Annotated in this window: 8 protein-coding genes; 4 read left to right on the top strand and 4 right to left on the bottom strand. The window is 55.5% G+C overall.

The window, feature by feature from the left end; translation table 11 throughout:
* Nucleotides 1-4: 4 nt before the first annotated feature.
* The 3 genes from Pla100_RS06965 to Pla100_RS06955 form a co-directional block, all read right to left on the bottom strand.
* Complete coding sequence (locus Pla100_RS06965; protein ID WP_146576948.1) at nucleotides 5-4,456, bottom strand: CheR family methyltransferase; 4,452 nt, start codon at nucleotides 4,454-4,456, stop codon at nucleotides 5-7.
* Nucleotides 4,457-5,105: 649 nt separating this feature from the next.
* On the bottom strand, nucleotides 5,106-6,461 hold the full coding sequence (locus tag Pla100_RS06960; RefSeq protein ID WP_146576947.1) for a transposase: 1,356 nt from the start codon (nucleotides 6,459-6,461) through the stop codon (nucleotides 5,106-5,108).
* A 357-nt stretch (nucleotides 6,462-6,818) separates the two neighbouring features.
* Complete coding sequence (locus Pla100_RS06955) at nucleotides 6,819-7,370, bottom strand: gamma-glutamylcyclotransferase family protein (protein WP_146576946.1); 552 nt, start codon at nucleotides 7,368-7,370, stop codon at nucleotides 6,819-6,821.
* 282 nt (nucleotides 7,371-7,652) lie between these two features.
* On the opposite strand from Pla100_RS06955, the gene Pla100_RS06950 reads away from it, so the two are divergent.
* Genes Pla100_RS06950 through Pla100_RS06940 form a run of 3 tightly spaced genes read left to right on the top strand, consistent with a single transcriptional unit; the run spans nucleotide 7,653 to nucleotide 12,849 of the window.
* Nucleotides 7,653-10,556, top strand: coding sequence for a DUF1553 domain-containing protein (locus Pla100_RS06950; protein ID WP_146576945.1), 2,904 nt, complete (start codon nucleotides 7,653-7,655; stop codon nucleotides 10,554-10,556).
* Between the two features lie 8 nt (nucleotides 10,557-10,564).
* Nucleotides 10,565-11,899, top strand: a complete 1,335-nt coding sequence (locus Pla100_RS06945; RefSeq protein ID WP_146576944.1) for a DUF1501 domain-containing protein — start codon at nucleotides 10,565-10,567, stop codon at nucleotides 11,897-11,899.
* Between the two features lie 47 nt (nucleotides 11,900-11,946).
* Nucleotides 11,947-12,849, top strand: a complete 903-nt coding sequence (locus tag Pla100_RS06940) for a sugar phosphate isomerase/epimerase family protein (RefSeq protein WP_146576943.1) — start codon at nucleotides 11,947-11,949, stop codon at nucleotides 12,847-12,849.
* Between the two features lie 67 nt (nucleotides 12,850-12,916).
* Here Pla100_RS06940 and Pla100_RS06935 read toward each other — a convergent pair whose 3' ends face one another.
* Nucleotides 12,917-13,570, bottom strand: coding sequence for a low molecular weight phosphatase family protein (locus Pla100_RS06935; protein ID WP_146576942.1), 654 nt, complete (start codon nucleotides 13,568-13,570; stop codon nucleotides 12,917-12,919).
* 178 nt (nucleotides 13,571-13,748) lie between these two features.
* On the opposite strand from Pla100_RS06935, the gene Pla100_RS06930 reads away from it, so the two are divergent.
* Nucleotides 13,749-14,099, top strand: a complete 351-nt coding sequence (locus Pla100_RS06930) for an ArsR/SmtB family transcription factor (RefSeq protein ID WP_146576941.1) — start codon at nucleotides 13,749-13,751, stop codon at nucleotides 14,097-14,099.
* Nucleotides 14,100-14,419 lie beyond the last annotated feature (320 nt).

Raw genomic sequence — 14,419 nt, 5'->3', positions numbered from 1 at the left:
TGATTCAACCCGACGCCGAAGCGCAATGTTTTCGCAGCGCTTCGGTCAGCTTCTTGGCGTCGATGGGTTTGCTGAGGTAATCGGTGTAGCCGGCCTCGAAGCAGGCGTCGCGGTCGCTGTCCATTGCGTTGGCGGTCAGGGCGATGATGGGTTTGGTGAAGCCTTGACGGCGAAGGGCTCGTACGGCGGTGAAGCCGTCCATCTTTGGCATTTGCACGTCCATCAAAACCACGTCGATCTTGCGACCGGCGGCGTGTTCCGTGTCGACGGCTTCGATCGCTTCGATACCGTTCTCTGCCGTGATCACTTCGCCACCAAGTTGTTTGACGAAGTGCTGGGAAAGGAAGCGGATGTCGCGGCGATCGTCGACCACGAGGACTCGAATGTTGAGCTGTCCGCAATCGAGCGGTGAATCGACCTTGCCGTCGCTCGCAGCGACCGACTCAGTGGTCTCAGGTTCCGTGAGCGTCATCTCACAGGGGATGGCCAGCGTGAACGAACTGCCCTTGCCGAGTTCGCTGGTCACTTCGATCCGGCCGCCAAGCAATTCCGCTAGCCGCTGGCTGATCGCGAGACCGAGTCCGCTGCCGCCGTACTCACGCAGGATGGATGAATCAGCTTGTGAGAAGGGACGGAACAATTTGCGTTGCTGCTCAGGCGTCATGCCGATGCCAGTGTCGGTGACCGTATAGAGCAACTCGCACGATCGTTCGTCGTAGGACATTGTTAACTTGACGGTACCGGTGTCAGTGAACTTGATCGCGTTGCCAGTCAGATTGATCAGCACCTGGCGGAGCCGGATCGGATCGCTGCGCAGGCTGCTGGGCAGATCGCCCGTGTAGGTGACACTGAGGTCCAATCCCGAATCGACCGCTCGCACCGACATCAACGAAGAAACATCTTCGAGCAGCTTGGCGGGACTGAAGGTGATCGGGTCCAGTTCAATCTTGCCAGCTTCGATTCTCGACAGGTCGAGAATATCGTTGATCAATTCCAACAAGAACTGCCCGTTCCGTCGGATCGTTTCGACTTTTTCTTTTGCGTCGGGGCTTTCAACTTCTAGTAGCTCGGCGAATCCCAGAATGGCGGTCATCGGCGATCGAATCTCGTGACTCATATTGGCCAGAAAATCCGACTTGGCTTGATTCGCCGCATCGGCCAGTTGCCGCAATCGTTGCAGCTCTTCCTGGAACCGCACCTTTTCGGTGATGTCTTGACCGGTCGCCAGGATGAAGGTCACATCGCCGTCGTCATCCCGAATCGGTGCCAGAACGAATTCGGTGATGCGTACGCTGCCGTCGGCAATGCGGAAGCTCATGTCCTTGGTGAAGTCTTCGCCTTTTGCCGCACAGGCGATCGCCTCTTTGACTTCCGCTTGCATGTCGGGCAAGTCACGCCACCAAGACGTTTCCCAGAATGGTTTGCCAATCTCATTCGCCCGTTCGTAACCGCATATTTTGGTCGCGGTTTGATTGACATCGGTCAGCACTCCGTCGAGCGTCAATACACCGGCGTAGTACCGGCTTTGATCAAAGAACACGCGTGCTTTCGCTGATGAGTCGATGGCTTGCTGCGCGAGCGCGGCCAGCTTTGCTTGGTCCCTTCGACGATCGGTGATATCAGCCACCGTTCCGAACATCCGAATGGCTTTTCCGGCGTTGTCGAATAGCGTGGTCGCATGCGTTTCGATCCAGCGAACTTCGCCATCGGTGCGGCGAATACGACAGGCAAAATCCCAGTGCTGTTGATCGCTGGTATTTTCCAGGAACTCTTGAATCCAACCGCGATCATCTTCATGAACATGTTTCAGAAATGAATCCATGCCCCATGATTCAACCGGTTCGGCGTATCCGAAAATAGAATCATGACGCGCTGAACGCCACGATTGATTGGCGATCAAATCCAAATCCCAAGCGCCCAGATCGCCGCCTTTGAGTGCCATTTCTAGTCGTTGTTGACCAACTCGCAGATCGGTCACTTCCGAGAACGTCAGAATCAGACCGTCTGCTTCCTTCGTCGCTGTTTTATAAGGAAAGACGCGGCGGATGAACCAACGACCGTCTGTCGTTTCGATCGTATCGTTGCCGGCATTTGGATCGGCGGCTAGTTGTTCAAATGTGGGCAGCGGTGGCCGCATGACGAACTTGCTGGTCAACTCTGACAATGGCCGACCGATATCCACATCACGCAGATGATAGATCGCCGACATCGCAGGAGTGAAATTGCGAATGCAGTTCGACTTGTCAAGAAACAACGTCGCCGTGTTGCTGCTGCGGAACAGATTTTCCAAGTCGCTGTTGCTGCGGGCGAGCGTTTCGTTGCTGGCCTGAAGTTCCTCCTTCGATGTATTGAGCTCTTCGTTGGCCGATTGCAACTCTTCATTCATCGACAACAGTTCTTCGTTGGTCGATTTGAGTTCCTCGTTGGCGGTTTCCAATTCCTGAACGGTGCGTTCCAGATCGTTGCGGGTTGCGGCGAGTTCACTCTCAAGATGGTCGATCAGCGAACCCGCTTTCGCTTGCGAGACAACCGACAGGCCGGAGCCTGCGTCCACAGCATCATCGCGATGCATCGGCTCGCCCGCTTTTTGAAACACCACAAAGTGCATGCTTGTTTCGTTGCCCGCCTCAGGCATCGGTTGCACAGTGATATTGACTCGCTGCAACCCGCCGTCGACGGGAATCGACAGATTTTCCGAGACGACACGGCGGCGATGCTTTTTTGCCTCGGAAAACGCAGCTCGCAAGCCGAGCTTCAAACCGCTATTAGCCATTTTGATGATGTTGTTCTCGAACGCGCCCGCAGAAAGCTGCAAGAACGCTGACGTGTCCGCTGAAAGAGTTTGGATTCGCCCTTCGTCGTCGATAATCGCCCACTGAGGCGAGAATTCGTCCAGCATGATTCGCTGGCCGTACTGATACAAATCGACATCTGTTTCAGATTCATGCCTCGGATTGGAGTGGATGCCTAAACTCAGCGCTGGCATCTCGGTGACGCTGGGGCCGGAGATCGCCGTCGACTTGCGCTGATAGATGCGATGCTTGACGTCGATCGCCGTGAATAACTCTTTGTGCGACGACATCGACTCTGATGGACCGAGAAACAAATGCCCGGACGGTTTGAGTGCGTAGTGAAATAGCGGAATGAGTTTGCGTTGCAGGTGCGTCCCGAGATAGATCAGTAGATTGCGGCAGAGGATCAAATCTTGTTTGGTGAACGGCGGGTCGCTGATCAGGTTGTGGGCCGAGAATACAACCAGCTTGCGAACTTCTTTGTTGACGAAGTACTTGTTGGCTCGTTTGTAGAAGTAATCTTTCAGCCGTTGTTCGGAGACCTGATCCGAGATTCCGATCGGGTAGGCACCGGCTCTCGCGACTTGTAACGCCCGGTCGTCCAAGTCCGTCGCGAAAATTTGGACGGGAATGGTTTTTCCAATCCGCTTCATCTGTTCGAGCAACAGGATCGCAACCGTGTAGGCTTCTTCGCCAGTCGCGCATCCAGCAACCCAAATTCGCAGCGGGTCGTCTTTGCCGCCATCTTTCAAAGAAGTTCGCTCGTCGATGCACTTGGATAGCACGGTGGCCGCGAGAATCTCGAAAGATTCCGCGTCGCGAAAGAACTCCGTCACGCTGATCAGCAACTCGCGGAACAGCTTTGTGGCTTCCTCGCGAGAGGATTGCAGCAATTCGATGTAACTGTCGACACTCTCAATTTTCAAAACTGCAATCCGACGACGAATCCGGCGAACCAGCGTCGTGGTCTTGTAGTGTTTGAAATCGTTGTCGGTATGTTTGTCGATCGCTGCGGTGATCAACGGGATGGCGGCAATGATCTGTTCGGTCAGGTCCGCGTTTTCACCGTTGTTTTCGTCTTCGGACCGCGTGGCTAATTGCAACAGCTCACGACTAATCTCTGCGGGTGAAAGCAGGTAGTCGACCATGCCGAGCGACTCAGCCGATTCGGGCATCGACGTCTCGGACGCCGTCTTGGGCGTTTGAACGATCGTGGTACCGCCCGCTTCGCTGATCTCGCGCAGACCGAGAGTACCGTCAGTCACGTTGCCGGACAAAATCACGCCGACACCGTCTCGCTTCGCCTCTGATGCGATCGAGTTGAACAGGTGATCAACGGGCGAGTGTGGGTTTTCGCCGGTCCAAGGGTGAGCTACCAGTTTTTCGCCATCGAGCTCCAGGTTCGTCTTCGCCGCAGCCACATAGATGCGCCCTGGAAGGAGCTTCACCGGCTCAGTCACCTCGCTGATCGGGAAGTGGCAACGATTCCCGATCTGTTGCAAGACTGATTTTTCAGACGGCTCTTTTTCGCCGACCACCAAGACAATCGCCTGGGACAACCGGCCATCTAGGCCGCGTAGCACGTCCAGGAAATCCGTCAGCCCTGCCGACGAGCATCCGACACCAACGATTTGAAGCGGAGCTTTGTTGTCTGAAGCTGGCATGAGCACGACAGAATGGGAGGAAGACGGTAGAGCGGTCCATTATCCCGATATGACGAGGTCACGGTAGCCTAACTCTCCTGGCATGAGCCGAGATAGCAGCATGGATATCGTTCGTTTCCGATCCAGACCAACGGCCCAGCAGACCTATTCGTCCGATCGTTTCCCAGGCCGATGGCCTTTTCTAGCATGGTCAAGAGCCTTTCTGAAGATTGTTTTGTTAGTGTCTTTGCGCACCGCTTTCAGGCTGTTTTTGATTCGTTTCAAAAACTTGCGGGGTGCTTTCGTCTTTCAAGTCGCGAGGGTGCTCGGCGGGGGCGAGAGCCGTCTTCTTGAAATCGCCTGCTTGTCACACGGCATGGATCTGAAATGTCCTGTACCTTTTGCCTCGGGTGTCCCAACGGAGTGGCATTTTTACATTGATACCGTAGCTCGACGCGGGCAGCGAATTGGCTTCATGGAGGATTGCTTTCAGAACCGTGTTCAGGGACGCCTTGAAACTGGGCTTGGGCCTCACGTTAGACGCGGATGCCGAAGGCTAAATGGCGAAGGTCGTCCTTGAACAAACGGCTGACTTCAATAATGAGGGACTCTCGGGTCTCCTACTTCATTAGGTGGTGAGAACGGGAATTGGAGGTACTTCAGTCGACGATCATGCGGCATTCACTTTGACGCGACGACGGCGGCGATTTCGCTTCTCAAGCGGACGTCCCGGAAATACTTTCGCATAATCGAACGCTTCTTCGTGCGTGTGGGCGAACCAAAGCGAGCGACTGAGTTTGCGCATCAATGCCACCAGGCCTTTCATCTTGCGGTGTTCGCTGCTACGTCTCTGTCCACTGGCAGAGGATCTCCGTCCAACTTTCTGGAAGTCAGCGTACCAGCCTTTGAGCTCCGGCGTTTGGATCGCTCGCAGAGCCCAAAAGTAGAGGTACTTGCGGACCAAACTCGGACCGCGTTTGGTGATCCCCAGTTGCCCTTGATGCTTGCCGCTGCTGCGCTCCTTCAGATTCAGCCCGATCGCCTTGAGGAACGCTCCGGCGCTGTCGTAGTTGCTCGGATCACCGACCAACGACCAGATGATGCACAGCGTCACCGCACCGACGGCACCGACGTGTTCTTGCATCCCGGGGTGCGCCGCAGCCATTGTTTCAAGTCGTTTTTTGCTGGCCTTGACTTCCAAAATACATCTCTTCAATTCAGCCGCTGATTCTTGTAACCAGGCCATCTCACCGGGGCCGATCGGCACACCAACGGTCGTTTGAGCGGACGCGATGACCTGATCTATCTTTTTCTTCTTGAGCAAACCGCGGCCCCAACTGCGTAGGTTTTCTGCCGCCTCAGGATCGGCCGCCAGAGCGGCCGGACTGCCGTAGTGCGTGATGATCTTGTTGAGCGTGGAGCTTTTGAGCGTCAACAAACCCGTCACCTCGGGCCAGTGCTTGGCGAGCATCGCTTCGATGCGTCCACACCACTGTGTCGCCTGGACATGAAAGACTTCGAGTCGCTGAACTTGATGGCGAATTTCTTGATCGGTTTCGCTGGCGAGTTCAAACGTCCAAGGGGTTCCTTTGCCGTAACAGGTCAGCTCGGCGATGATCGCGGCGTCTTTCCCATCATGCTGGCTGGGAACACCATCGAAGATCTCTTTGTAATCGCTAGAAGCCTTACCGCTGATCCGATGAACCACCAGGAACGCCGTCGTCATGGCCGCACGCACAGCTTCGCCGTAAGTGCCGGTGGACTCCAACCCGATCGTCAGGCCGCCGCAGAGTTCTTTGAGCGAAACAAGCCGCGCAATCAGATCTGAGATTTCTGATGGATTCTTGATGCTCCAAGGACATTCAAACGCGCCGTCCGCCCATCGCACGACGGCAACGATTTCGGTTTTGCCGATGTCCAGGCCGACACAGGTTCCTGGGCCTCCCTTAAGACTGGCGATTTCTTGGAGCGACTCCAAGGAAACATTCTTGACGGGGCGACGCCGGTACATTCTCTTAGCAGTCATGGGGATGACCTCCTATTTGCTGGTCTATTGAAAGAAAAAACCAGTTTCGGGGCATCCCCTGTTTTTTTGTAGTATCCATTCGCCAGTGTATAGCCAACTGGGCTGATGAAAATGTTTCGCGAAGGCTTTTACTGCAACCCGGATGAGTTTGCTGCTTCTTGGTAGGCGAGTTGGCGTTTTGCGGCGAGCGTGCTGCCAAGTTCTTGTTTCACCCATTGGTCAACTTGCTTCGTGCTAGCGATTGATCAATCGCAGCGATGTTTGGATGACGCTTTGGCATCGTCACCAGCATTGGATGTCATCAGGTATCCGACTAAATCAACAGGACGTGACGCGTCGGGTTGTGGATAATCCGCACTACGCATCACGTAAACGGAAGTTCGAGCTTATGACCGGCACTGGACCAATCGAACGGGCCACCAAATCGGCAAGATGGCGTTGGTATGCTTCAGGAAATCCGTGTTCGGCCGCACCGCGAATCACATGCGCTGCATACCAGTCGGTGGTGGCTAAATCAGATCGGATTTTCTCGGCGACGGCCTGATAAAGGAACGTGCGACGCGGCTCGTTTTCCCCATCGATCATGACATCAACGGCCGCCTCCTCGTATCCCACGCCGAGTGACTCGCACGCATCCAAAAACGTTCTTTCGCTCGTCCAACATCGGTAGATAACACCGTAAATTCGATCGCTTGGATCGCCGGTGAAGAATGCATCAGCTTTGGCCGTGCCGTCCATGCCTACTTTGTGAAATCGCAACTGCCGTCCGATCACGAACCCCCACGCCAATGGCGTCGCACTGGGGCACCTCGCTCTGAGTCGCTCACTCGATAAGTTCGATCCGTAGGCAAAATGGTCGAAATGACTGGGGACGCACTGGTCACGCTCGAAATGAAGTGGTTGGTTCAAGGTCCAAGGATAATCGGGGTAATGGAACGAATCGCCTAATCATACCACAGCGGTCAATGACAACATCTCGTCCGCCGAGCCCAATCATCGGCGTGGCCGACTGAACGCGATCCGAGGACTTCGCTGGCAAAATCGGGAAATTGTTGCATCTTGGGCCGCAGCGCGTCACAATGATCGCCCTGCCACAAGCCCTCCCCACCTTCCCCCCTGTCTGCCGTGAAACGAAGCGTCTCGCTGCTTCTTCTAATCGTCGTTTCAAGCATTGCTCTCGGCGATGGCTTGATGGCTGATGATCGGCTTGCGTTCTTTGAAAAGAAGATCCGTCCGGTGTTGGTTCAACGATGCTACCAGTGTCACTCGACCGATGCCGAGGAAGTCGGCGGCAAGTTGTTGCTCGACAGTCGCGACGGGATGCTCGGCGGCGGTGAATCCGGGCCGGTGATCAATCTTTCCTCCCCCGACGAAAGTCTCTTGTTACAGGCTCTGCGTTGGGACGGCATCGACATGCCGCCGGATGAACCATTGCCACCGCCGGTAATTAAAGATTTCGAAACCTGGATCGCGATGGGAGCGGCTGACCCGCGCGACGCACATGCGGTACGCGAAACGTCGGCCGCTGCGGTTGATCGCGAATCCCTTTGGTCCTTCTATCCTCGTTCAAAACCTCAAGTACCCGTTGTCCAAGATTCGCAGTGGCCGCAAGACCCGATCGATCACTTTGCGTTGGCGAGTATGGAGGCGGCTGGTCTGTCGCCGACCCAAGACGCCGACGCCGAAACGCTCGGACGACGCCTCTACTACGATCTGATCGGACTGCCGCCGACAAGGACGCAGCTCGAATCCTTCGTTCGTCAATGCGAGACTGATCGACAACTCGCCGTCGAGCGGCTCGTCGACACGTTACTGGGAAGCCAACAGTTCGGTGTTCGTTGGGGTAGACATTGGTTGGACGTGGCTCGGTATGGAGAATCCAACGGCGACGACGGATTGGGACGCAACGCCACGTTTCCCCACGCCTGGCGTTACCGCGACTATGTCGTCGATGCATTCAATTCCGATGTTCCCTATGATCGCTTCCTGACCGAACAGATCGCCGGCGATTTATTGCCTGCCGAAACCGCTGAGCAACGCAATCGTCAACTAGTTGCGACGGGTTTTTTGGCGATCGGTTCGAAGCCCGCCGTGGCGATGAATCAAAATTTTGCCATGGACGTAGTCGACGATCAGATCAACGCGGTGTGTACCGCCGCGATGGGATTAAGCGTCGCTTGTGCCCGATGTCACGATCACAAGCACGACCCGATTCCGACCCGCGATTACTACGCATTGGCGGGCATCTTCGCCAGTACCCAGACGCTCTACGGGGCCGCCGGAAACGAAAAACTCACCGCACCGCCGACTCCGCTTCATGAACTGAAGTCAGATTGGAACCCTGATCAAAAACCGGTCGATCGAACAGCGCCGCCCCAGTTTCCGGCCGACTACAACGAAATCATTGATCGCCTCGCTCCGGCAATCCACGAGAAATTCAATGCCCCGCCGCAAGCACTCATCGTGCCATCCGAGGTGACCTATTCCGCGACGACGTTTGCGACCGTTAAAGAAACTACGATCTCGGGCAAACTGCAAACCGTCGATCCTTCGTATTCGGTATCGTTGTGGTTCTTCAATCGAACCAACAATGACGCAAGGCCGATTACCGCGTATTTGTTTTCACGTGCGAAGCTTGGCGACAAGTCGCTGCCTGGAGGTCATTTAGGAATCGGCGGTAATCACGACAAAACTCGCACCGGTCGAATCTTCGTTTTCAACGGCAACGGGGCAAAACAATCGACCGTCGGCACCACCGTGATCCCTCCGAAAACTTGGAACCACGTGACCTTGGTGCGAAACGGCAAGCACGTCAAAGTGTTCCTCAACGGTCGTTTGGAAGTCGCCGGCGAACTACCCCACACGTTCGGTGAGACCGAAGATTTCTGCGTCGCCAATCGATCCGACAACTTCGCCGCGTTGGACGGGCATCTGGGGCAATTCGCGTTGTTCCCCCGTGCGCTCAGCGATGAAGAAGCCTCGCAATTGCACGCCGCGTCGGGTCAACCTCGGGGGCTACCACCGATGCCACCGAGCGGACTGGCCATGGGAGTGCGTGACAAGTCCAAACCGACCGATTGCAAGGTGCATATCAACGGCGAAGGCGGCAAGTTGGGACCGGTCGTCCCTCGCGGCGCCTTAACCGCTTACCAATCGTTTGCACCGGAAAATGATTTTGCTACGGCGGAACTGGCACTCGACTCCGGAGGTAGCGGACGAGCCGCACTGGCCGCTTGGTTGACCGATCCGAATCATCCACAGACGGCCCGCGTGATGACCAATCGCATTTGGATGCATCTGTTCGGGCGAGGTTTGGTGACGACACCTGACGACTTTGGTGTCTACGGTGCGCGGCCGAGTCACCCGGAGCTATTGGACCATCTCGCCCAGCGTCTGGTCGACCAAGGTTGGTCGATGAAACGATTCATCCGGTCGATCATTCTTTCCCGAACCTACCAACTCGACAGTCGTTGTGAACCGGAAACCGCATCACGAGATCCCGAATGTGAATTGCTGACACACCATGCACGTCGTCGCTTGGATGCCGAAGCGCTGCGGGACAGCATGCTGCAGGCCAGCGGCGCGATCGACTACGCCCCGGCTTCCGGTTCGGCGATCGAGCAGGTCGACTCATTGATCAATTGGCCGCCCGGCGAAGCAACCGATCTGCACCGAAAACTCCCCAACCGCAGCATCTACTTGTGTATGCTCCGGCACGCGCCGCCCAAAGAATTGGTCGCTTTCGATTTGCCCGATGGCGTCGGAATCGCGGGCCAACGCGAAACGTCGACGTTGCCGACCCAAACGCTGTTTTTGCTCAATAGTGACTTCGTTGTCGAGCAAGCCGACACGTTGGCCGGCCGATTGCTCGAAAACCAATCGATCGACGATCACCAACGTCTTGATGCGATGTTCTCGGCGATCTTGCATCGCGGCCCCGGCGATGACGAGACCTCGCAAACGTTATCGTTTGTGCGACAGATCGAACGACAACTCGCCGACGAATTGACCGAACCGGACCGACGTATCCGGAAAGCTTGGGCGACGGTGTGCCAAGCTTTATTAATGACCAATGAATTTCGCTACGTGGATTGAGAGCTGAGATGACTTCACGACGACAGTTATTGCAGACGGCCGGATGCGGGTTCGGCTATTTAGCGTTTCAATCTCTCTGTCACGCGACAGCTTCGGCCGCGACGGTGGGTTCCCCTACCTCGCCGATTGTGGCGCGGGCCAAGCGTGTCATCTTCATGTGCATGAGCGGCGGCCCGGCGCAGATGGACACGTTCGATTACAAACCACAAGTCGGCAAGAAGCCACATCCCGGATCGGCGTTTGCTTTCCAACAACACGGCGAGAGTGGTTTGTGGATATCGGAGCTGCTACCCGAAACAGCCAAACATGCCGACCGACTGTGCGTGATCAACTCGATGTACGCCGACACGGGAAATCATGCCCAATCGTTCTTGCAAATGCACACCGGGGAACGACTGCGAAAACGACCAAGCATGGGATCGTGGATCTCTTATGGGCTGGGCACCGAGAACGAGAACCTGCCCGGTTTCATCAGTCTCAATGCCGCCAAACCATCCGTTTATTCAAGTGCTTTCCTACCTTCCGAGTATGCCGGCACGCCGATCGGAACCAATGGTGAGGACATGTCCCTTGCGACGATCCGTGACATCTCTAGCGGCCATCTGCCACCGACGGTCAAACGCGGCCAGTTGGATTTTGTGCAACAAATGAACCATCGGCATCTAGCCGCTCGGCCCGACGACACCGAACTCGAAGGCGTCATCGAGTCGATGGAACTCGCTTTCAGGATGCAGACGTCTGCACCGGAGTTGCTCGACTTGAGCGACGAGACCGAGGAAACCCTCCAGCGTTACCGGGTCGGAAAAAAACTATCGGTGGGAACATGTCGTCCGACCGATTTTGGCCGGCAATGCTTGCTCGCTCGACGTTTTGCCGAAGCCGGTGTGCGGTTTATCGAAGTCAATCACGGCGGTTGGGATCAACACAAGAATCACCGCCGCGATCTCAAGGCGAACTGCGAAACGATCGACGCGCCCATCGCAGCGTTGCTCGAGGACTTGGCCACGCGCGGTTTGCTTGAGGATACGCTGCTGGTTTGGGGCGGTGAGTTCGGACGCCCCGGATTGACGCCCGAGGACGGAAAAGACGAAACCGGACACAACGAAAAGGGCTTCACGTTTTGGCTGGCCGGTGGCGGCGTGAAGGCGGGCTATGTCCACGGAAAGACCAGCGAAACCGGGGCGCGTGCGGTCGAAGACAAAATCCATTTTCGCGATCTACACGCAACGATCTTGCACTTGCTGGGGCTCTCTCATGACCAACTCTCGTTCGAACACGGCGGTCGTTTGCACCGTCTAACAGGCCCCGAACAGGCGATCGTTGCCAATGCTCTGATCGCTTAGTAGTCGCCACCTGATCAAACTCTCACCCTTCTCGAAAAGCCACCAAGATGAACAACCGCCGTCAATTCATGCTCGCTTCGGCCTCCGCTTTGGCGGTTGGCCAAACATTGCTCACCCGGCAAACCTCGGCCGCAACCGCCGATCGCAAGCATCCGATTTGCGTGTTCACCAAACCGTTCAATTCGCTTTCATTTGACGAACTCGCCGACCGCATCGCGGAACTCGAATTTGATGGAATCGAAGCACCGATCCGCCGTGGCGGTCATATCGAGCCCGAGCAAGTTCCCGATCGCTTGCCTGAATTGGTCGACGCTCTTAAACAACGTGACTTGGAGATCACGGTAATGACGTCGGACATCAACGACCCCGACGATCCGCTGACGGAGAAGGTACTACGCACCGCCGCGATACTCGGGATCAAGCGTTATCGAATGCAATACGTCGACTACGATCGCAAACAGCCCATTGCGAAACAGCTTGCTAATTGGAATGCCCAGTTTCGTGATTTAGCGGCAATCAATCATGACCTCGGAATCCTCGGCTTGTATCAAAACCATGCAGGTGCCAAGAACATGGGCGCGGCCATTTGGGACCTCGCCCGAGTCTTGGACGGAATCCCGGTTGAGGATCTCGCGGTGGCCTATGACATCCGACATGCCATGGTGGAGGGAAGCCAAAGTTGGCCGGTGGCGTTTCGCATGATTCAGCCGCACATCGATACCGTGTACGTGAAAGATTACGACTGGAACGACCAAAAGTTGGAAAACGTTCCGTTGGGCGAAGGCTTCGTGAACGAATCCTTTTTCAAGTTGCTCCGAGAAATCAACTTCGCCGGTCCGATTTCGCTACACGAGGAATACCTCGATCACCGACGTCCCGAGTTGGTGCCCGACCATCTGGCCGCGATTAAGGATGATATGGAACAACTCGAGCGATGGTTGTCAAAATGAATTGACTAACCGTTGAGGGAGACACGATTAGAAAGGACAATTGACGGGGTCAACGACGGTCTTTCTACTAGGGCAATAGCGACATCATAAAAAGCATTTCGCTACAGATCTGAGCCGAACGTTCGTCATAACGCTGGGTTTCAAGCTCTGTGTCGTCAGCAACTTTCGGATCTTCGTATCGGATCGGCATGCGGAGATCGCAGCCCATCACCAGCGGACAGGCGTCGTCGGCCTGCGAACATGTCATCACCGCACAGTATCCTTGGCTCGGATTCGGCGAATCGCCATAGGTCTTCGAGAAACAAACCTGCGGAGCGGATGAATCGGAGGTATAGACGCTGTAGCGTGGATTGCTCGCAGCAGGATCGTCGGCAACGATCTTCAGTCCACATCGCTGCATCGCAGCGACTGCTCGGGGATTGAAAGCGGTTGCTTCAGTGCCACCTGAAAAAGTCTCAACGCCGACTAAGCCGTAGTATTCAGCAGCGACTTGTGCCCAGATCTGCGACAGATGGCTACGTCGCGAATTGTGCGTGCAGATAAAGGTAAGCTTCGCTGGCTCGGACTTCGACAAGCGTTCTCGAACGTAGTCGGCAACTTTCGCCAACTCGGTCTTTCGATCGGTAGGGATCGATTCAAATTCCGTGACTCGTTCATCCAAATATCGGAGCAGTTCAGGATACAGTGAGCTACCTGACGGTGCGGGCTGCTTGACGGTCATCGTTGGTCTTTCTTCTGCCTTGATACGAGTTAGCTGGGTCACAGTTCTCGGTTCCGCCGAGAATCGAGTTGCTGTGGTCAGCTACGGAAAGTATCGATTTTTAGCATCTTGACGATCGCCGGGGAAGACACAACACTTGCACGCTGACGCAAATGTGCATTAAAAAGGGGGGTTAACTATGAAACCACAGGAAGCATCTCAATGTTGCGGTCCGATAGATGATCTGCTCGACGCCGAACTATTCAAAGCGTTGGGTGAGCCGACGCGGCTAAAACTGCTTTCATGCCTGGCGAAGTGTGGTCGTGCCTGTTCGGTCACCGAATTGACGGAGTGCTGCGTCGTCGACTTCTCAGTGGTCTCACGGCATTTAGGAGTGTTGGAGAAAGCTGGCGTTGTCACCGCGACGAAACAGGGGCGAACGGTCTTCTACGAAGTTCGCTACAAGCACCTGACAGTAGCATTTCGCTCACTGGCAAAAGCAGTCGAAGGCTGTCGTCCAAAGCGTGGTGCTGCGAAAGCATCGCTCTAGCTTTCCCCAAGTTCATTTTTCGCCGTGACGGGCCAATCCATTCGCAGTGAAGAGCGATCAACCGTCAGCCGTTCTCGCACGGCAGAGTTAATCAGCCATCGAATCCCTCACCCTACGAGATGATGGCGTCCCTCGATAACACCGCACTTTACAATTTGTGAGAATCGACAATGGCTACGTTTTCCTTGCGAATCTGCACTTTAGGCGATCGCCTTCAGGCGGGCTAGGTTTCAGACCGCCAATGCCAGCAGGCGTTCGATTCGGTCGTGGAATTTCGTGTTGTCAGGTACGTCGGGCAGATCGATCAAAAATGCTTCATG

Origin of the sequence: Neorhodopirellula pilleata (assembly GCF_007859915.1) — a bacterium.
In the GTDB taxonomy this organism is placed as follows: Bacteria; Planctomycetota; Planctomycetia; order Pirellulales; family Pirellulaceae; genus Rhodopirellula; species Rhodopirellula pilleata.
Note: the sequence above shows the minus strand (reverse complement) of the source record. Positions and strands in the feature narration are given on the sequence as shown.